The organism is Arthrobacter cavernae, assembly GCF_017368795.1.
Taxonomy (GTDB): domain Bacteria; phylum Actinomycetota; class Actinomycetes; order Actinomycetales; family Micrococcaceae; genus Arthrobacter; species Arthrobacter cavernae.
Genome location: NZ_JAFNLL010000002.1, coordinates 248686 through 267348, shown reverse-complemented (window position 1 = coordinate 267348; position 18663 = coordinate 248686). Strand labels below are relative to the sequence as shown.

Here is an 18663-nt window from a genome sequence, read left to right as displayed (position 1 = left end):
ATCGAAAAAGCTCTGGGGCGGCCGGAGGGGCAGCGCGGAAAGCGTGGCACGATAGGACACGATGAAACTGCGCGCTGATCAGACCGGAAACCATGGAATCCCGATGCCCCTGTGGCTCCAGGGGGCCTTCGAATCCGCGCAGGCAGTCATCATCTCCGCCCTCATTGTGGTCCTGCCCCTGGTGGGGGTCTGGGTGACCGACGGCTTCCAGAACCGCAACGTCGATTCCCTGGCCCGCCTGGCGGGGCAGGCCTGGCTGCTCATTCACGGCGTCCCCCTGCATCTGGCCTCGGCCAACGCCGGCCTCGGCACGGCCGGCCAGTCCGGCACCGGGCTGCTGTCCCTGATCCCGCTGGGACTCACCCTCATCCCGTTCCTGCTGGCCTGGCGGGCCGGCCGCCGCCTGGCCAGGGCCTCATACACGGACCAGCTCTGGCAGGCCTTCCTGGGCGCCTTGCTGGTGTATTCGGCCTTCGGCGCCGCCACCGCCTTCATCTGCCGCACCTCAGATATCTCCATCAACCTCCTGTACGCCATGAGCCTGCCGCTGATCTCCTTCGGCCTGGGCATGGTGATCGGCGCCCGCCGCGAGGCAGGTTCCTGGAGCCGGCTGATCGGCGTCGACGCCGTCGCGTGGCTTGCGCGCACCAGCCAGCATTCGCGCTGGGCCGGCTCGTACCTGGGTTCGGCCGCCATGGCAGGGTTCGTGGCCCTGATGGCCGCGCTCTCGCTCGCGGCACTGCTCCTCACGGTGGACCTCGTGATCCACTGGACGGACATCATCGCCGTCTACGAGGGCCTCAAGGCCGGCGCCTTGGGCGGTGCCGTGCTGACCATCGCGCAGCTCGGCTTCCTGCCCAACCTTGTGGTCTTCACCCTGGCCTGGTCCTCCGGCGCCGGCTTCTCGCTCGGGGTCGGCTCGCACGCCGGACCGCTGGGCACCGCCGTCGGGCCCTTGCCTGCCGTCCCGGTGTTCGGCGCGTTGCCGGCCGGGCAGCTCGATCTCGGCGGCATGGCCCTCGCGCTGCCGGTGGTGGCCGGCGTCCTGGCCGGCTGGTGGTTCCTGCGCGCAGGCGAGAACCACTTCGACGAATGGCTCTCCATCAAGGTCAAGGCGCGCTGGTTCACCGCCGCGGCGTCGACCGTGGTCCTCGGCGTGCTGATCGGCGCGTCTGCCGGCCTGCTGAGCGGCGCCCTCGCGTGGATCGCCCGCGGCTCCGCCGGCATCGGCCGCCTCACGGAAATCGGCCCGGACCCGCTGTGGACGGCCGTCTGGGTGGCCGCCGAGGTGGGCATCGGCGTCGTGATCGGCTACGCGGCAGGACCCTGGCTGGAACACCGGCAGAAGCTGCGGGAAGCGGACCTGGACGCTGCAGTGCACGACGCCGACCGCGCCTGAGGCGGGAAGGTCACCTCGGGCTTTTCAGGGTCAGTGCAGCCTGGCGCGGTTCAGCGCAGCTGGCCGGGCATCGACTTTTCGAGCTCGGTGGTGCACTGCGTCTTGGCCGATTCCGTCAGGGCGCCACGGGCGCAGTCCTGGTACGTGACCACTTGCTTGTAGAAGAGCAGCGTGGTCACGACGAGCAGGGTCATCACGGCCACCACCACCAGCCCGGAGATGGTGCCGAACAGCACCAGCCGCGGCTGCTTGAGCTTCACTGTGCGGACCAGGACCACCACGCCCAGCACGCCGCCGGCCAACGTCAGGATGGCGCTCAGCCACACGTAGCTGACGTTGAGCGAGAAAACGAAGAACGATCCCAGCACCGTCAGCAGGAAGATCCGGAAGAGCCTCTGGGTCATGGCCAGGGTGGATTTGGCTGCTTCGCTGAGCGGGTGCTGGCTCGGCCGGGGGCCGCCGTCGGGATTCATGTTTTCCAGCCTACGCGAGCCGACCATAAGCTAGTGCAATGCGCATAGTTGTCCTCGTCTCCGGCACCGGTTCCAATCTCCAGTCCGTCATCGACGCCGTGAAGTCCGGTGAGCTGGACGTCGACATCGCGGCGGTGGGCGCAGACCGTCCGGACACCTACGGCGTGGAGCGGTCCGACGAGGCCGGGCTGGAAACGTTCGTGGTGAACTTCAACTCGTTCCCCACGCGCGCTGAATGGGACACGGCGCTGACGGAAAAAGTGGCGTCCTACAGCCCGGACGTGGTGGTGTCCTCCGGTTTCATGAGGATCGTCAGCGCGGACTTCATCGATGCCTTCAACGGCAAGTACCTCAACACCCACCCGGCCCTGCTGCCGGCCTTCCCCGGCGCCCACGGCGTCCGCGATGCCATGGCCTACGGTGTGAAGGTCACCGGCTGCACCGTGCACTGGGCCGACGCCGGCGTGGACACCGGCCCCATCATCGCCCAGGAAGCCGTGGTTGTTGAGCCCGACGACACCGAGGATACCCTGCACGAACGCATCAAGGTGGTGGAGCGGCGCCTGCTGCTCTCCACCTTGGCGCAGCTCGCCGCGGAGTAGGCAGCCCCCGCTCAACCGAGCTCGCGCTGCTTGGTCTCCGGGGAGAAGAACGCCATCCACAGCACGGCGAGCAGGACCAGCCCGCCCGCGAGGGCAAAGGACGTGGCCAGGCCGAGCTCGGGCCAGAAGTACGAGGCGAACACCAGCGGCCCCAGGCCTGCCCCGATCCGCGAGAACGTGGAGGCCCAGCCGAAGCCGGAGCCGCGCAGCTCGGTGGGGTAGAGCTCGGACACGTAGGCGTACAGCACCGGGATGGCCACCTGCACCACGAAGCCGAACACGAGCAGCCAGAACACCGCGGCCGTCGGGATGTCCACCACGAACGCCACAATCACCAGGGTGACGGCGGATAGCGGCCCGGTGATGGCCAGGACCCACTTGCGGCCCACCTGTTCCACGAGCAGCGCGGCCACCACTACGCCCAGCAGGCCCACGGCCGCCATGCCTGCCGTGGTCAGGAAGGCTTTGTACTCCTCGAAGCCGGCGCCGATCAGGATTCTCGGCATCCAGGTCAGGGACAGGTAGTAGACCAAGAGGATGCTGAAGAACAAAGCCCAGGCCGCCGTCGTGATCTTCCAGTTGAACTGCCAGACGCGGCGCAACTGGCCCCAGACGCTGCCGGCAGAGAGGCGCGGCACGTCCTGGGGTTCGGGCAGGCTGTAGGCGCGCGGTTCGGCGCCGGTGGCGCGGACCAGGCCGTCGATCACCTCGGCGGCCTCATTCCGGCGGCCCTTGCGGATCAGGAACAGCGGGGACTCGGGCACGCTGCGGCGCACCCAGAACACCAGCAGGGCCGGCAGCACCATGACCAGCATGGTGAGCCGCCAGTCGGCGAAGGCCGCCACCAGTCCGGCCGAGACGAAGCCGCACAGGGCAGCGCCCACCGGCCACCATCCGTCCATGGCCGTCAGCACCTTGCCGCGCTGCTTGCGGGGGGTGAATTCGCCCACCAGCGCATAGTCCACGGGGATGCAGCCGCCCAGGCCGAAGCCGGCCATGAAGCGGAAGACGCAGAACCACACGATGTCCGGGGCCAGCGCACCGAGCACCGTGAAGATGGAGAAAATCAGGAGGGTGGCCGTGAACGCCATCTTGCGCCCGATGGTGTCCGCGATGGTGCCCCAGGCGAAGGCGCCCAGCGCCATGCCGATCAGGTTGGCCGTGCCGATCCAGGCGGCGTCGGCGGGCTGTAGAGACCAGTGCTTGGATAAAAGGGGAATCAGGATCCCGTTGAGCGTCACGTCCCAGGCGTCGAACATGAAGCCCAGGCCGCCGATCAGGAAGATCTTGCCCTGGACCTTCCACCGCCACGGCAGTTCCTGCACCACATGTTCGCCGCTGGGCACGGTTGTGTACGTATTCATTTCCCCTCCTGCATAAACCTTAGGCGCAGGATGTGTCAGCGATGGTTTTCTATCGCTTTCCGGAGGAATCCGCCGGCCTCGTCCAGCGCACCCTTGGCCTGGCCGGGCTCGATCCCCGTCAGGAGCACCAGGATGGCGGCCTTGACCGAGCCGCCCACGGCGTCGAGCGCCTTCGTGGCCTCGTGCGTGTCGACCCCGGTGGCGTGCTGCACCGTCCGCTGGGAACGCGCGAGCAGCTTGTCGTTCGTGGCCCGCAGATCCACCATGAGGTTGCCGTAGGTCTTACCGAGCTTCACCATGGTGAGGGTGCTGATCATGTTGAGCACCAGCTTCTGCGCGGTGCCGGCGTTGAGCCGGGTGGAACCGGCCACGAACTCGGGACCCACCACCACCTCGATGGCGACATCCGCCAGATGGCTGATGGCCGAGCCGGGATTGCACGCCAGCGACGCCGTGAACGCCCCCTTGCTCCGGGCCTCCTCGAGCGCGCCGATCACGTAGGGCGTGCGGCCCGACGCCGAAATCCCGACGACGGCGTCCGCCTCGCCGATCCCGGCGTCGTGCAGGTCCCGCGCACCGGACGTGGCATTGTCCTCGGCGTATTCCACCGGCTTCTGGATGGCTTGCGGGCCGCCGGCGATGAGCCCGACGACGAGCCCCGGGGGAGTGCCGAAGGTGGGCGGGCATTCGCTCGCGTCGAGCACGCCCAAGCGCCCGGCCGTGCCGGCTCCCACGTAGAACAGCCGGCCGCCGCGCGCGAGCCGCTCCGCCACGGCGTCGACCGTTTTCGCGATCTGCTCGCTGGCCCGCTCGACGGCGGCGGGAACCCCGCTGTTGTGCGCGTTCATCGCGGCCACGAGTTCCTCGGTGCCCATGATGTCCAGCTCGCTCAGGCCGGGTGCGGCGGCCTCGGTCTGCAGCCCCGCGAGCACGGTGCGCAGCCCCTCGAGCCGGTCGGGCCCTTCGCCGGGTGCTTCGCCTGTGGGGTCGCTAGTCGGGCCAGTTTGTTCCGTCACGGTGGATGTACCTTTCCTGCAGGAGCCCGCGGCGCGTCGCAGCGAGGGCGGCGCCGTCCAGGCCATCGCCCAGGGCCGCCACCACCTCAATCCCAGCCGAAGCGAGGGAGTTCCGCAAGAGGCCTGCGAAGAACGCAGAGCCGACCACTCCGCCGAGCAGCGCCACGCGCCGTTCGGCGGCGGACGCCTCCCCTGCGGCCCGCACCACGGTCCGGGTCAGAATGCCGCAGGCCTCGTCCACGATTCCGCGCGCGACGGCGTCGCCCGCCTCCGCGGCGTGCAGCACCAGCGGGGCGAAACGCGCCATGGTCCGGGCGGGGTTGTCGGAACCGGCCAGCCAGGCGGGCAGCATTTCGGGGGACTCGACCAGCGCGCCGGCCGCGGCCAGCAGCGTTGTGGCCGGGCCGCCGTCGTGCGCCTGCAGGACCGCCTGCAGACCCTGCTGGCCGATCCAGCGGCCGCTGCCGCGGTCGCCCAGCAACGGACCCCAGCCGTCGGCGCGGTGGAGGGTGCCGGCGTCGTCGAAGCGAAAGGCCACTGCCCCGGTGCCCACAATCAGGATGGTCCCCGCCGCGCCCTGCAGGGCGCCGAGCTGTGCGGCGGTGGCATCGGAGAGGACCGCGGCGGGGACACTGAAGCGTTCCGTGAGCAGCCGGGCCAGCTCGCGTGAGTTCTCCGCGGACGCCTCCACGCCAGCGACGGCGGCGCCGATCCCCGTGAGCGTGCTGATGGGGAGCCCGGGCGGAAGCATCGAAACGGTGTCCAGCAGGAGCGCAAAGGCGGTGCGCGCGCCGTCCTCGAGGTGCACTCCGGGGATGCCGTGCTGGTCCGCGGTCCCGATGATTTCGCTCCCGCTGCGCAGCTCGACGCGGCAACGGCTCTTGCCGACGTCGGCAACCAGGACGACTGCTGTGGCTTCCATGGCACAACCCTACTTCCTGCCTTTCCTGCGTTGCGAGGCCCGCTCTACGTCCCCGGAAGCCCCCGAGGCGCGTGGAGCGGGCCTCGCAACGCACCCCAAGCGGGAGCAAGCGCGAAACACGATAAACTTGGGCCTATCCCCACCAACCGCGGAATCCCGCGATATAAGACGGAGACTTTTGTGAGCCTGACGCAGCTTGACCGTGTTCCCATCCGCCGTGCACTGATCTCGGTATACGACAAGACGGGACTGGAGGAGCTCGCAAAGGGCCTGCATGCAGCCGGCGTCGCCATCGTCTCCACCGGCTCCACCGCCAAGAAGATCGCCGCCGCCGGCATCCCGGTCAAGGAAGTCGAAGAAGTCACCGGCTCCCCGGAAATGCTCGACGGCCGCGTCAAGACCCTGCACCCGCGCGTCCACGGCGGCATCCTGGCCGACCGCCGCGTCCCGGCCCACATGGAGACCCTGGCCTCCATGGAGATCGAACCCTTCGACCTCGTGGTGGTGAACCTCTACCCGTTCGTCGAGACCGTCAAGTCCGGCGCAGCGCAGGACGACGTCGTCGAGCAGATCGACATCGGAGGCCCCGCGATGGTGCGTTCGGCCGCGAAGAACCACGCCGCCGTCGCGATCGTCACGGACCCGAACTTCTACGGCGCCGTGGTCACCGCCGCGGCTGAAGGTGGCTTTGACCTGAAGACCCGCCGCCGCCTGGCCGCGAAGGCCTTCGCCCACACTGCCACGTACGACACCGCCGTGGCCACCTGGACCGCCAGCCAGTTCCTCGATGAAGACGGCGACGGCGTCATAGACTGGCCTGCCTACGCCGGCCTGGCGCTGGAGCGCTCCGAGACCCTGCGCTACGGCGAAAACCCGCACCAGCAGGCCGCCCTGTACGTGGATAAGGCCGCTCCGGCCGGCATCGCGCAGGCGGACCAGCTGCACGGCAAGGCCATGAGCTACAACAACTTCGTCGACGCCGACGCCGCCCTGCGCGCCGCATTCGACTTCGCGGAGCCCGCCGTGGCCATCATCAAGCACGCCAACCCCTGCGGTGTGGCCGTTGCTTCCGCCGACGCTGCTGACCCGATCGCCGACGCCCACGCCAAAGCCCACGCCTGCGATCCCGTCTCCGCATTCGGCGGCGTCATCGCAGCCAACCGCACGGTCACGGCCGCCATGGCCGCCACCGTGGCCGGCATCTTCACCGAGGTTGTCATCGCCCCGGACTTTGAGCCCGAAGCCGTGGAGATCCTGTCCAAGAAGAAGAACATCCGCCTGCTCGCCCTGCCCGAGGGCTACGGCCGCTACCCGGCCGAAATGCGCCAGGTCTCCGGCGGCGTCCTCGTCCAGATGAGCGACAAGGTGGACGCCGACGGCGACAACCCCGCCAACTGGACCCTCGCCGCCGGCGAAGCTGCCGACGACGCCACCCTGGCCGATCTCGCTTTCGCCTGGACCGCCTGCCGTGCCGCCAAGTCCAACGCCATCCTGCTGGCCGGCAACGGCGCTGCAGTCGGCATCGGCATGGGCCAGGTCAACCGCCTGGACTCCTGCAAGCTCGCCGTGGAGCGCGCCAACACGCTGGGCGTGTCGGTGGAGTCCGACGTCGAAGGCGCCGGCGGTGCCTCCAACACGGACGCCAGCGGTGCACCCGAGCGAGCCCGCGGCGCCGTGGCAGCATCCGACGCGTTCTTCCCGTTCGCCGACGGCCTGCAGATCCTCATCGACGCCGGCGTCCGCGCCGTGGTCCAGCCCGGCGGTTCCGTCCGGGACGAGGAAGTCATCGCAGCAGCCAACGCTGCCGGCATCACCATGTACTTCACGGGTGCACGCCACTTCTTCCACTGAGTCCCCACCGCCTCCAGGAGCCAGTAACGCAAACGGCGGCCGCCCCCGGAAGGGGACGGCCGCCGTCGTTTAACCCAAGCGTCGGGTTACGACGCCGAAGCCGTGCTGTACGCCTGCTGGATCACGGTGCCCCAGTACGGGCCGTACATCTTGGATTTGCTGCCGTAGCCGTAGCTGTTGACGGAGTTCTGGTAGCCGCTGGAGCTGTTGCCGATGAACCACGGACCGCCCGAGGAACCACCGGTCATGTTGCAGGGGATTCCCTGGCTGTTGAACTGCGGGTTGTAGGGATCTTTCGTGGCCGTGCCGGAGCAGCTCTTGAGCGACTGGCCGTTGAAGGGCGGAGCTGCCGGGTAGCCGAAGGCCTTGTAGCTCAGGCCGCGGGCGGCGTTGAACTGGACACCGGAGGCGCCCACGACGTCGGAGAGGGTCTGGCCGTGGAGGGTGTTCATGACCGCGAAGCCGGTGTCGTACTGCATGTTGCCGTCGGATGCCCACTGCGTGGGGGCGTACAGCGCCTTCGCTGTCCACGTCCCGTACGGTGCCGCGCCGTTGAGGTAGGCCGGCACGAAGGCGAAGTTTGTGGCGAAGGCGCCGGGGCCTTCGTTCAGGCAGTGGCCTGCGGTGGAGACGGTGCTTTCGTTCGCGGCCGTGACCGAGTTGCCGGAGCACACGTAGTTGGTGCCACCGAGGGTGAAAAAGACCTTGCCGATGTGCTTGACGGGGTTTTCGCCCTTGTTGGCCTTGAGGCTGACGGTGCTGCCATTGGCCGCCGCGGGGTCCGCCGCTGCCTGCTTGCCCTCGACCGTGCTGGCCGGGCCCTGCTCGGCCGGGGACGTGAGGTGCTTATTCTGGCCTCGCTGCATGGCCTTGTCCGCCAGGACGTCGCCGGACGTGGCGTTCTTCATGCGGTCGGCGGTCCAGTACGACGCAGTGCCGCTGTCCGAAGCCGCCTGGCTGCTGACGACGGCGCTGCCGGCGTCGTTGCCGGGGGAAGGGGCCGCGGTTGCGGCACTGGTCCCCGCGAAGGCCAGCAGTGCTGCGGCGGAAAGACTCAACAGGCTTGTGGCCAGGGCCTTGGTTCGTGTCACAGTTTTTCTGCCTTTCGGGGTGGAGTAAAAGGATGGCCAGCCTGCCCACTGACGGAACTGAAGCTACCGAACGCATGACACGCTGTAAAGAGATGTCCAGGCGCTGTGATATCCAACTGTCGGATAGGCGGCGTGTCACGGAAGCGGGTGCGTGAAACCCCGGTAGGCGCCAAGGGGGTCCCCTCGGGTAAGTTAGAGACGTTGAAATCTGCAGACTTTCAGGGAGATGCCCCGCCAATGGCAAAGATTATCTATACCCACACTGACGAAGCGCCGATGCTGGCCACCTATTCGTTCCTGCCGATTGTAGAGGCCTACGCGTCCACCGCCGGTGTGGAAATCGAAACCCGCGACATCTCGCTGGCCGGCCGGATCATCGCCGTCTTCGGCGACTTCCTGAGCGAGGACCAGCAGATCGGCAACGCTCTGGCCGAACTCGGCGAGCTGGCAAAGCAGCCGGAAGCCAACATCATCAAGCTGCCCAACATCAGCGCCTCCGTCCCGCAGCTCAAGGCCGCCATCGCCGAGCTCCAGGCCCAGGGCTACGCCCTGCCGGACTACCCGGACAGCCCCTCCTCGGACACCGAGACGGACATCCGCTCCCGCTACGACAAGATCAAGGGCTCCGCTGTGAACCCGGTCCTGCGCGAAGGCAACTCCGACCGCCGCGCACCCCTGTCGGTCAAAAACTACGCCCGCCAGAACCCGCACTCCATGGGCGCCTGGACCGCCGAGTCCAAGACCAACGTGGCCACCATGGGCGCCAACGACTTCCGCTCCAACGAGAAGTCCGTTGTCATCGCCGCCGATGACGCCCTCACCATCCAGTTGGTCCGTGAAGACGGCACCGTCAAGGTCCTCAAGAAGGGCTTCCCGGTCCTGGCCGGCGAAGTGGTTGACGGCACCGTGCTGCGCGCCTCCGCCCTGGACGAGTTCCTGGCAGCCCAGGTGCTCCGCGCCAAGGAAGAGGGCGTGCTCTTCTCGGCACACCTGAAGGCCACCATGATGAAGGTCTCGGACCCCATCATCTTCGGCCACGTGGTGCAGGCCTACTTCTCCGAACTGTTCGAGACATACGGCAAGCAGCTCGCAGCCGCCGGCCTGAGCGCCAACAACGGCCTCGCCTCCATCCTCAACGGCCTGGAAGACCTGCCGGAAGACGTCCGCGAAGGCGTCAAGGCAGCCATCGCCAAGGGTCTCGAAGAAGGCCCGGCGCTGGCCATGGTGGATTCCGACAAGGGCATCACCAGCCTCCACGTCCCGTCCGACATCATCGTTGACGCCTCCATGCCGGCCATGATCCGTTCCTCCGGCCACATGTGGGGCCCGGACGGCAAGGAAGCCGACACCCTCGCGGTCATCCCGGACAGCTGCTACGCCGGCGTGTACCAGACCGTGATCGACGATTGCCGTGCACACGGCGCGTTCGATCCCACCACCATGGGCACCGTCCCGAACGTGGGCCTCATGGCCCAGGCTGCCGAGGAATACGGCAGCCACGACAAGACGTTCGAGATCCAGGCCGCAGGCACCGTGCAGCTCGTTGACGGCTCCGGCAAGGTCCTGATCGAACACGAAGTTGCCTCGGGCGACATCTGGCGCGCCTGCCAGACCAAGGACATCCCGGTCCGCGACTGGGTCAAGCTGGCCGTCACCCGTGCCCGCGCCTCCCAGACCCCGGCCGTGTTCTGGCTGGACAAGAGCCGCGCCCACGACGCCCAGCTGATCGCCAAGGTGCGTGAGTACCTCAAGGACCACGACACCGAGGGCCTGCAGATCGAAATCATGGCCCCGGAAGCCGCCACGGCCTTCACCCTGGAGCGCATCCGCAAGGGCGAAGACACCATCTCTGTGACCGGCAACGTGCTCCGCGACTACCTCACGGACCTCTTCCCGATCCTCGAACTGGGCACCAGCGCCAAGATGCTCTCCGTGGTCCCGCTGATCAACGGCGGCGGCCTCTTCGAGACCGGCGCAGGCGGCTCCGCTCCGAAGCACGTCCAGCAGCTGGTCAAGGAAAACCACCTGCGCTGGGACAGCCTGGGTGAATTCCTGGCCCTGGCCGTCAGCTTCGAGCACCTTGCCACCACCACGGGCAACGCCCGCGCCCAGGTCCTGGCCGACACGCTGGACCGCGCCACGGGTACGTTCCTTCTGGAGGACAAGTCCCCCAAGCGAAGCGTCGGCGATCTGGACAACCGCGGCAGCCACTTCTACCTGGCCACGTACTGGGCCCAGGAACTGGCCAAGCAGGGCGACGATGCAGAGCTTGCAGCTGCCTTCTCCGCTGTTGCCGAGGCGCTGACCTCCAACGAGGACACCATCGTGGGCGAGCTGAACGCTGTCCAGGGCTCCGGCGTCGAACTGGGCGGCTACTACCGCCCGGACGCAGCCAAGACCGCCGAGATCATGCGCCCCTCGGCCACGTTCAACAAGGTCCTGGACACGCTGAGCAAGTAGCGTGTAGCCAGCCCGGGTTAACGCCTGGGCGGGCAAAGGAAACGCCCCGCCGCTCGAAGAGCAGCGGGGCGTTTTTTTCGTGGCTGGCGGGCACGGCGCGCGGTGCTTGGCAGGAGGCGCCGGGCATGGAAGATTGGGACGGGTGAAATTCCTTCACCCGTCCCCCACGTCCTCCGCCCGCGGCGCCACCATCCTCCGGGTGGTCTTCGGCGCCCTGATCATGGTGCACGGGCTGCAGAAGCTCGCCGCCGGGCACGTAGCCTTCGCCGCCTCCGTGGCGGCCATGGGCGTGCAGAAACCCGAGCTCATGGCCTGGCTGGTGATCGCCGGCGAGACGGGCCTCGGCCTGCTCCTGGTCCTCGGCGCGCTGACCCGCGTGGCAGGCTTCCTGGCCGCCGTCCTCTACGGGGGAATCTGGTTCGTCACCGAGGTGGGCAAGCCCCTGCTCACGGACAGGCCCGGCGTGAACGCCGAGCTGCTGATCGTCTACATCGCGATTTCTGTGGCCCTCGCCTTCATCGGGCCCGGCGCCCTGTCCGTGGACCGGAAACTGGCCCGGCAAGGGGCCGGGACGCGCCGTCCGTGAAGGGTCCGCTGACTCTGCCGTGCCCCGGTGGACGCTTCAGCGGGCGTCGTTCGGGTACCGGATTCCCAGCTGCGCCCGGACGCCGTCGAACAGGCGCATCGTGTTGAGCGAATCGTCCAAGGACATGACCGGGCTTTCCGTGAGGCCCTGCTGCACGCAGCGGGTTACCTCGCGCAGCTCATAGGTGTAGCCTCTGCCCACGACGTCGAACCGTTCGGTCCGCGGCTCGTCCCACCCCGTGCGGACCAGCAGCTCGCGCGGGTTGTTGGCCGAGCCGTGCGTCTGCAGGTAGCCGAGGCTGCCGGCAACCGTGGCGGTTCGGGGTCCATGGGCCACCAGTGAAGACGTCAATTGGGCTTGTGCGCCGTCCGCGTAGCCGAGGGTCAGCGCATTCTGGGTGTCCACGCCGTCGTCGTTCAGTGAGCCCACAGCGCTGACGGACTGCGGGAAGCCCAGGGTTCCCAGTGCCCACAGCAGCGGGTAGATGGTCAGGTCCAGGAGGGCGCCGCCGCCGTCCTTGACCGCCCAGATGCGCGCCGAGGGATCGTACGGAGCCGGGAAACCGAGATCGGCGCTGACCCACTGGACGTCGCCGATTTCCCCGGACGCCGCAATGGAAAATGCGCGCTGCATGCTCGGCAGAAACCGGCTCCAGACCGCCTCCATGAGGAACACCTTCTGGTCCCGGGCGAGTTTGACGAGTTCGGCGGCTTCGCGGGCGTTGATCGTCAGCGCCTTTTCACACAGGACGTGCTTGCCGGCACGGAGCGCGGCCCCGGCGATCTCGAAGTGCTGGCCGTGCGGGGTGGCGACGTAGACGACGTCCACGTTTTCGTCGTCCACGAGCCGCTGGTAGCCGGGCACGCCGGCGTCGTCCCCGTACGCCGCGGTGAAGCCCAGGGACGCCGCAAAGGCATCCGCCGCTTCCTGGCGGCGGGAGCTGACCGCGTAGAGTTCCGCATCCTCGAGCTGGGCGAGGTCCTGGGACACCGTGTTGGCGATGTCGCCGGTGGACACGACACCCCACCGCAGGCGCTTGCCGGTGGCGGCGCGGGGGTCCTGGTTTCTCTGGCTGAACAACCACGGCTTGGCGATATGCAGGCTCATGCCTGACATCCTCTCACCCTTCCAACACCAGCCCGTCAAGTCATACGGATTGTGAATTCTGTCATGCCCTGCGTCTAGGCTGGGTGGATCATCCCTCGCAGAGAGGTTCTGTGGGGAGTTACCGAATGGAGCAGGGATGGGGATTTTTCGTCGCGTCATTTTGCCTGTGGCATGGTTGCTGGTCTTCGCAGTGATCGCAGTTGCCCTGGTCAAGATCGCCTTTGTGGACGGCTTGAAGCCGGTAGCTTCCGAACCAGGTCCGATGGCCCAAGTGGACACTCCCGTGGTCCCGGCAATCCGCGCCACGGTCACCAACACGGTGCAGATCAAGGCCACCGTGCAGGGCGACGCCGCAGTGGCCGTCCGCAGCACGGCGGTAGGCAAAGTGGTGCATATCTTCCTGGAGCCGGGAGCCGCCGTCACCAAGGGGGACCGCCTCTTCCAGATCGCCACCGAACGGCAGCGCCAGATCGCCGCGGTCCCGTCCCAGACCGACAGGAACCAGGCCGGCGAAAACCAGGCCCCCGCCAAGCCCGTGTACGACTACTTCGACGTTGTGGCACCCGCTGACGGCAAGCTGCAGTCCCTGACCGTGCTGGAGGACCAGCAGCTGAGCGTCGGCGAGACCGTGGGCAAGGTGGACCCGGGCACCTTCACCGTTTCAGGTCCAGTCAACGCCGGCCAGCAGTACCGGCTGCTCGGGAAGCCCGGCTCGGCCGAGATCTCCCTGGTGGGCGGCCCGGCACCGTTCCAGTGCGCTGCAGTGACGCTCAAGAACAACGCGTCCGACGACGGCGGCTCGTCCACCCCGGCTGGCGGCCCCGGCGGCGTCGGCATGTCCGTGCCGGGAATCTCGGCCCCCGCAGCGGTGGCCATCCCCGGCCCGGGTGCCGGGGCCCCGCAGGACGGTGGACCGGCCACCGGGACCCTGAGCTGCGCCATCCCGTCCGGCACCGAGGTCTTCGCTGGGCTTGGGGCCACCATGACGGTCAGCGCCGGCGTGGCCACGAATGTTGTGACGGTTCCGCTGACTTCGGTCAAGGGCAGCGTCAAGGAAGGCCTCGTATGGCTGGCCGGCGCCGGCGCTCAAGGCGCGGCCCCGGAACAGCGCACCGTGGCCCTGGGCCTCAACGACGGCACCAAGGTGGAAGTCGTTTCCGGACTGGCCGAGGGTGAACAGATCCTTGAATTCGTGCCGGGTGCTCCCGCGCAGATGCAGGGACCCGGCATGGCAGGTCCCGGCGGCGCCGTGTACGGCCCGGCAGGCGGCTGATCGTGGAGACCCTCGTCAACCTCAGGGGCGTCACCCGGAGCGTGGTCCTGCCGGACGACCAAGAGCTGCACATCCTGCGCGGCGTGGACTTCGAGGTCCACAGCGGCGACCACACCGCCATCATCGGCCGTTCCGGCTGCGGCAAGTCCACCCTGCTGAATCTGCTGGGCCTGCTGGACGTGCCGACCTCAGGTGAACTGGACTTCCAGGGCGTCCCGGTGCAGCAGCTGCGCGGCAACGCCAGGGCACGCCTGCGCGGCTCCACCGTGGGCTTCGTGTTCCAGCAGTTCAACCTGCTCCAGGGCCGGAGCGCCCTGGACAACGTCATCACCCCGCTCCTGTATGCAAAGGGCCGGGACTTCTGGCGCCGCCGCGAGCTCGCCATGGACATGCTGGACCGGGTGGGCCTGGCCGGACGTGCCCGGACCATGCCGAACATGCTTTCCGGCGGCGAGCAGCAGCGGGTGGCCATCGCCCGGGCACTCGTGCGCCGACCGCGGCTCATCCTGGCCGACGAACCGACCGGTGCCCTGGACGTGGAAACCGGCCAGGCCGTCATGGCGCTCCTGGATACCGTGGCCACCGAAACGGCGGCCGCCCTGGTGACCATCACCCACGATGCCAACGTGGCAGCCCTGGCCTGTGCCTGCTACCGGCTCGACGCCGGGGTCCTGACCGGGTTGAACGCCGGGCTGAACGCCCATGAGACGGCGGGGGTAGGCGCATGACCGGCTTCGTCTCCACGCTCGTCGAAGCCTGGCAGGAACTGCGGATCAACAAGGTCCGCATCCTGCTGGCACTGCTGGGCGTGGCCTTGTCCGTGGCCGCCCTGACCTCCGTGGTGGGTGTGGGCAACCTGGCCCGCGAAGGCATGAAGGCCATGTCTGAACGCAACGGGGGCCGGACGGCCACCCTGGGGCTCAGCGTCAATGGCCCCACTCCGCCGGACCCGGCGCGGCTCGAAAAGGCCTACCAAGGGATCGTCAGCCGTTATGGAATCACCTACTCCACCCATGTGGGGCAGGCGCAGGGCGGTTTCCAGTTTCCCCGCGGAGTGCAGCAGGTGCAGGTGACTGTGGTGGACCCGGGCTACGGGGTGATCCACCGCGTGGAGCTGCGGCGTGGCTCGTGGTTCGCAGCGGATGACGCCCAAAGGCTGGCACCCGCCGTCGTCGTCTCGGAAGCTTTCTACAACGCTGCCGGACGCCCGGACCTGGGCCGCAGCCCCACGGTGAAGATCACCGGCGAGCAGGAAACCACGGCGGTGGTGATCGGCGTCGTACCGGACAACTACCCGGAATCCCCGCCCATGGCGTTCATGCTGGGCGCCGGGGCCACGCTCGCCGGAATCCAGCCCACGCACAGTGACTTCAAAGTGTGGGTGCAGGACGGCCAGGCCGAAGCCCTGCGCCACGCGATCAAGGCCGACCTCCAAACCGAATTCCCGGACATGTATGCCGACACGTACCGGATGGACTACGCCGCGAACGGGGACCCCTTTGCCGTCGCCCAGCTGGCCGTGGGCGGCGTCGCCGGGCTGGTGCTGCTGCTCGGCGCCGTGGGGATGCTGAACATCTCCATGGTCACCGTGCGTTACCGGGTCCGGGAAATCGGCATCCGGCGCAGCTTCGGCGCCACCTCCGGACGCATCTTTGTGGGCGTCATGATGGAGTCCGTGGTGGCGACGGCCGTGGCAGGGATGGCCGGCGTGATGCTGGCCGTTGCCGTGGTGAAGCATCCTTGGATTGAATCCAAGATTGCCCCCGCGCTCAGCCAGTACCCGGCCTTCCCCGTGGAGGCGGCGCTCCTCGGCCTGGGCGCCGCCGTCCTGGTGGGTGCACTCGCTGGCGCCATCCCGGCGCTGGTGGCAGTGCGCGTGAAGGTGATCGACGCTATCCGGTTCTGACTGCCGCTTCCTCAGAAGTGAGAGAGCGTTGGGGAAATTCCCGCCAAAAGTGAGAGAGCGTTGGGGACGGCACAGCGAAGGCCCCGGTCCGCCATTGCTGGCGGGCCGGGGCCTGGCTTTCGAGAGAGAGCTACTTGGTGAGCGGGCCGAGGACCGGATCGTCCACGTAGGCCGCCTTGACGTTCTCCTTGGTCACGATGACCGGGGGCAGGAGGTACGCGGGGACGGTCTTGACGCCGTTCTTGTAGGAGTCGGCATCATTGATTTCCAGTTTCTTGCCTGCCTGCAGCTCCTTGGCCATCAGGATGGCGTGCTCAACCAGCTTGCGGGTGTCCTTGTTGATGGTGGAGTACTGTTCCCCGGCGAGGATCGACTTCACTGATTCAACTTCGGAGTCCTGGCCCGTGACAACCGGCAGCGGCTTGCCGGCGGCCTTGACGGACGTCAGCACTGCGCGGGCCAGCGTGTCGTTGGGGGACAGGACGCCGTCCAGCGGCGCGGTGCCGTAACTGCCGGTGAGCAGCGTGTCAGCGCGCTTCTGCGCGTTTTCTGCCTTCCAGCCCTGGGTCACAGCCTGCTCGAAGGACTTCTGTCCGGAGAGGACCTTCAGCGTGCCGTCGTCGATCTTCGGCTGCAGCACCTTCATGGCACCGTCAAAGAAGACCTTGGCGTTGGCGTCATCCGGGGAACCGGCAAAGAGCTCGATGTTGTACGGGCCCGTTGCCTTCTTCGCCTTCAGGCCATCCAGCAGTGCCTGGCCCTGGAGCTCGCCCACCTTGAAGTTGTCGTAGGCCACGTAGTAGTCAACGTTTTCGGTGTTCAGCAGCAAACGGTCGTACGCGATGATGGTCGCGCCGGCGTCCTTCGCCTGCTTGAGCTGGGTGCCCAGCTGCGCGCCGTCGATGGCACCGACGATGACCACCTTGGCACCCTTGGTGACCATGGCGGCGATCTGGTTCTGCTGCTCGGAGACGCCGCCGTTGGCGAACTGGACATCGGCCTTGAAGCCTGCGCCCTTGAGGCCGTCGTTGAAGAGTTTCTCGGCAAGGACCCAGTTTTCACTGGTCTTCTGGGGAAGCGCGACGCCGATCAGGGAGTCCTTCGGGAATGCCTCGCCGCCAGCCGTGGACCCGCCGCCAGCCCCGCCGTCCGTGCGGCCGCAGGCCGTCAGCGCCAGTGCCGCGATCGCAGCAACGGCTGCTGCCTTTCCTGCTTTACCAAACATTCGCATTTGTTGATTCACTTTCTTTTGGTGGAGTAGGGCAAGTGATGTGGGAGGCCGATCAGGCTTCCTTGGAGATGACTTCCTTGGTGGAAGTCGTCTCATCGGGCTTGGTGGGGACATTGTTGCCGCTGCCGCCGAAGTTCTTCATCAGCAGGCCGATGATGGACTTCTTGCCCTGGGTCTTGTTGTAGACATCGAAGGCCACTGCGGCCAGCAGAACGAGGCCCTTGATGATCTGGGTAAGGTCCGCACCGACGCCCAGGAGCTGCAGCCCGTTGTTGAGCACGGCCATGACGAGGCCTCCGACGATCGAGCCGATCACGGTGCCCACGCCGCCGGTGACCGCGGCGCCGCCGATGAACACGGCCGCGATGGCGTCCAGTTCCCAGCCGACGCCGTCGAAGGGGCCGGACGCGGTGGAACGGCCGACGAAGATCATGCCCGCCAGGCCTGCCAGGATCGACATGTTCATCATGACCAGGAAGTTGACCTTCTTGGACTGCACGCCGGAGAGTTCGGCGGCGTGGCGGTTGCCACCGACCGCGTAGATGTGGCGGCCGACGACGGTCTTGGCTGAGATGAAGCCGTAGATGAGGACGAGCACGGCCAGGATCAGGCCGGGGATGGGGAAGGACGTGCCGGTGCGGCCGGTGGCGAACAGGTAGGTCGCGTAGAGGATGGCACCGTTGATGAGCACGAGCTTGGTGATCATGACCCAGGTTTCGGGGACTTCTGCGCCGAGGGCCTTGGCGGTGCGGCGGGCACGGAGTTCACCGGTGATGACGAAGGCCACGGCGAGCAGGCCCAGGAGGACGGTGAGGTTGTTGAAGCCGGTGCTGGGCCCGATTTCGGGCAGGTATCCGGAGCCGAGGTACTGGAAGTCGGCCGGAACGGGGATGGTGTTGGACTTGCCGACGAACTGGTTGAAGCCGCGGAATAGCAGCATGCCGGCCAGGGTCACGATGAAGGCGGGGATGCCGACGTAGGCCGTCCAGTATCCTTGCCAGGCGCCGATCAGGGCCCCGAGCAGAAGCCCGAAGAGCACGGCGGCGTACCAGGGCAGGTTCCAGTCCCGGATGGCCAGGGCCACGGCGATGCCCACGAACGCGGCGACGGAGCCGACCGAGAGGTCGATGTGCCCGGCGATGATCACCAAGACCATGCCGATGGCCAGGATCAGGATGTAGGAGTTGCCGTTGAAGAGGTTGATGACGTTGCCGGGGGTCAGCGTGCGCCCCTCGGTGAAGATCTGGAAGAAGACGACCAGTGCCACCAGGGCGAAGATCATGCCGAATTGGCGGGTGTTGCCACCGAATAGCTTCTTGAGCGCGTTCATGGTTGTGGGTCCTTGTGTCCGGAAGGGTACGGGAGTTGGCAGGTCGCCGGTT

The 18663-nt window shown here is 67.5% G+C and carries 16 protein-coding genes; 8 read left to right on the top strand and 8 right to left on the bottom strand.

Going from position 1 to position 18663, the window contains the following annotated elements:
* Nucleotides 1–61 precede the first annotated feature (61 nt).
* A complete protein-coding gene (locus tag J1902_RS01185; protein ID WP_207614355.1) occupies nt 62–1399 on the top strand; it encodes a cell division protein PerM in 1338 nt (445 codons plus the stop codon).
* A gap of 50 nt (nt 1400–1449) precedes the next feature.
* Here J1902_RS01185 and J1902_RS01180 read toward each other — a convergent pair whose 3' ends face one another.
* Nucleotides 1450–1899, bottom strand: a complete 450-nt coding sequence (locus J1902_RS01180) for a hypothetical protein (protein WP_207614354.1) — start codon at nt 1897–1899, stop codon at nt 1450–1452.
* An 11-nt stretch (nt 1900–1910) separates the two neighbouring features.
* Between J1902_RS01180 and purN the strand changes: the two genes are divergently transcribed.
* Nucleotides 1911–2474 carry a phosphoribosylglycinamide formyltransferase gene (purN, locus tag J1902_RS01175; protein ID WP_207614353.1) on the top strand — a complete coding sequence of 188 codons (564 nt, stop codon included), beginning with the start codon at nt 1911–1913 and terminating at the stop codon, nt 2472–2474.
* An 11-nt stretch (nt 2475–2485) separates the two neighbouring features.
* On the opposite strand, the gene J1902_RS01170 is transcribed toward purN, so the two are convergent.
* Genes J1902_RS01170 through J1902_RS01160 form a run of 3 tightly spaced genes read right to left on the bottom strand, consistent with a single transcriptional unit; the run spans nt 2486 to nt 5776 of the window.
* Entirely contained in the window at nt 2486–3838 is a 1353-nt protein-coding gene (locus J1902_RS01170; protein WP_207614352.1) for an MFS transporter, read from the bottom strand.
* Between the two features lie 35 nt (nt 3839–3873).
* Nucleotides 3874–4854 carry an N-acetylmuramic acid 6-phosphate etherase gene (murQ, locus tag J1902_RS01165; protein WP_307794339.1) on the bottom strand — a complete coding sequence of 327 codons (981 nt, stop codon included), beginning with the start codon at nt 4852–4854 and terminating at the stop codon, nt 3874–3876.
* Nucleotides 4829–5776: an N-acetylglucosamine kinase gene (locus J1902_RS01160; protein WP_207614351.1), complete on the bottom strand. Its 948-nt coding sequence runs from the start codon at nt 5774–5776 to the stop codon at nt 4829–4831. The genes murQ and J1902_RS01160 overlap by 26 nt, the downstream gene beginning before the upstream one ends.
* A gap of 180 nt (nt 5777–5956) precedes the next feature.
* Between J1902_RS01160 and purH the strand changes: the two genes are divergently transcribed.
* Entirely contained in the window at nt 5957–7627 is a 1671-nt protein-coding gene (gene purH / locus J1902_RS01155; RefSeq protein ID WP_207614350.1) for a bifunctional phosphoribosylaminoimidazolecarboxamide formyltransferase/IMP cyclohydrolase, read from the top strand.
* A gap of 86 nt (nt 7628–7713) precedes the next feature.
* On the opposite strand, the gene J1902_RS01150 is transcribed toward purH, so the two are convergent.
* Entirely contained in the window at nt 7714–8718 is a 1005-nt protein-coding gene (locus tag J1902_RS01150; protein WP_207614349.1) for a trypsin-like serine peptidase, read from the bottom strand.
* A gap of 237 nt (nt 8719–8955) precedes the next feature.
* Between J1902_RS01150 and J1902_RS01145 the strand changes: the two genes are divergently transcribed.
* Entirely contained in the window at nt 8956–11178 is a 2223-nt protein-coding gene (locus tag J1902_RS01145; RefSeq protein WP_207614348.1) for an NADP-dependent isocitrate dehydrogenase, read from the top strand.
* Between the two features lie 142 nt (nt 11179–11320).
* Nucleotides 11321–11764 carry a DoxX family protein gene (locus tag J1902_RS01140; protein WP_207614347.1) on the top strand — a complete coding sequence of 148 codons (444 nt, stop codon included), beginning with the start codon at nt 11321–11323 and terminating at the stop codon, nt 11762–11764.
* A gap of 36 nt (nt 11765–11800) precedes the next feature.
* Here J1902_RS01140 and J1902_RS01135 read toward each other — a convergent pair whose 3' ends face one another.
* Nucleotides 11801–12871, bottom strand: a complete 1071-nt coding sequence (locus tag J1902_RS01135) for a Gfo/Idh/MocA family protein (protein WP_207614346.1) — start codon at nt 12869–12871, stop codon at nt 11801–11803.
* A gap of 136 nt (nt 12872–13007) precedes the next feature.
* Here J1902_RS01135 and J1902_RS01130 point away from each other — a divergent pair, with 136 nt between their 5' ends.
* From J1902_RS01130 to J1902_RS01120, 3 genes are read left to right on the top strand one after another with little or no spacing between them, the layout of a single operon-like run.
* Complete coding sequence (locus tag J1902_RS01130; protein ID WP_207614345.1) at nt 13008–14144, top strand: efflux RND transporter periplasmic adaptor subunit; 1137 nt, start codon at nt 13008–13010, stop codon at nt 14142–14144.
* A 2-nt stretch (nt 14145–14146) separates the two neighbouring features.
* Complete coding sequence (locus J1902_RS01125; protein WP_307794338.1) at nt 14147–14872, top strand: ABC transporter ATP-binding protein; 726 nt, start codon at nt 14147–14149, stop codon at nt 14870–14872.
* On the top strand, nt 14869–16050 hold the full coding sequence (locus tag J1902_RS01120; protein WP_207614344.1) for an ABC transporter permease: 1182 nt from the start codon (nt 14869–14871) through the stop codon (nt 16048–16050). The genes J1902_RS01125 and J1902_RS01120 overlap by 4 nt, the downstream gene beginning before the upstream one ends.
* 130 nt (nt 16051–16180) lie before the next feature.
* Here J1902_RS01120 and J1902_RS01115 read toward each other — a convergent pair whose 3' ends face one another.
* Together J1902_RS01115 and mmsB are read right to left on the bottom strand one after the other, a co-directional pair.
* Nucleotides 16181–17281 (bottom strand): substrate-binding domain-containing protein, encoded by a 1101-nt coding sequence (locus J1902_RS01115; protein WP_207614343.1) that lies wholly within the window; start codon nt 17279–17281, stop codon nt 16181–16183.
* Nucleotides 17282–17333: 52 nt separating this feature from the next.
* A complete protein-coding gene (gene mmsB / locus J1902_RS01110) occupies nt 17334–18611 on the bottom strand; it encodes a multiple monosaccharide ABC transporter permease (RefSeq protein ID WP_207614342.1) in 1278 nt (425 codons plus the stop codon).
* Nucleotides 18612–18663: the final 52 nt, after the last annotated feature.

Excerpts from the sequence above, each read along its gene's own strand:
- J1902_RS01185 (WP_207614355.1), top strand. The coding sequence starts at position 62 with ATGAAACTGCGCGCTGATCAGACCGGAAACCATGGAATCCCGATGCCC.
- J1902_RS01180 (WP_207614354.1), bottom strand. The coding sequence starts at position 1,899 with ATGGTCGGCTCGCGTAGGCTGGAAAACATGAATCCCGACGGCGGCCCC.
- purN (WP_207614353.1), top strand. The coding sequence starts at position 1,911 with ATGCGCATAGTTGTCCTCGTCTCCGGCACCGGTTCCAATCTCCAGTCC.
- J1902_RS01170 (WP_207614352.1), bottom strand. The coding sequence starts at position 3,838 with ATGAATACGTACACAACCGTGCCCAGCGGCGAACATGTGGTGCAGGAA.
- J1902_RS01160 (WP_207614351.1), bottom strand. The coding sequence starts at position 5,776 with ATGGAAGCCACAGCAGTCGTCCTGGTTGCCGACGTCGGCAAGAGCCGT.
- J1902_RS01145 (WP_207614348.1), top strand. The coding sequence starts at position 8,956 with ATGGCAAAGATTATCTATACCCACACTGACGAAGCGCCGATGCTGGCC.
- J1902_RS01135 (WP_207614346.1), bottom strand. The coding sequence starts at position 12,871 with ATGAGCCTGCATATCGCCAAGCCGTGGTTGTTCAGCCAGAGAAACCAG.
- J1902_RS01130 (WP_207614345.1), top strand. The coding sequence starts at position 13,008 with ATGGGGATTTTTCGTCGCGTCATTTTGCCTGTGGCATGGTTGCTGGTC.
- J1902_RS01120 (WP_207614344.1), top strand. The coding sequence starts at position 14,869 with ATGACCGGCTTCGTCTCCACGCTCGTCGAAGCCTGGCAGGAACTGCGG.
- J1902_RS01115 (WP_207614343.1), bottom strand. The coding sequence starts at position 17,281 with ATGCGAATGTTTGGTAAAGCAGGAAAGGCAGCAGCCGTTGCTGCGATC.
- mmsB (WP_207614342.1), bottom strand. The coding sequence starts at position 18,611 with ATGAACGCGCTCAAGAAGCTATTCGGTGGCAACACCCGCCAATTCGGC.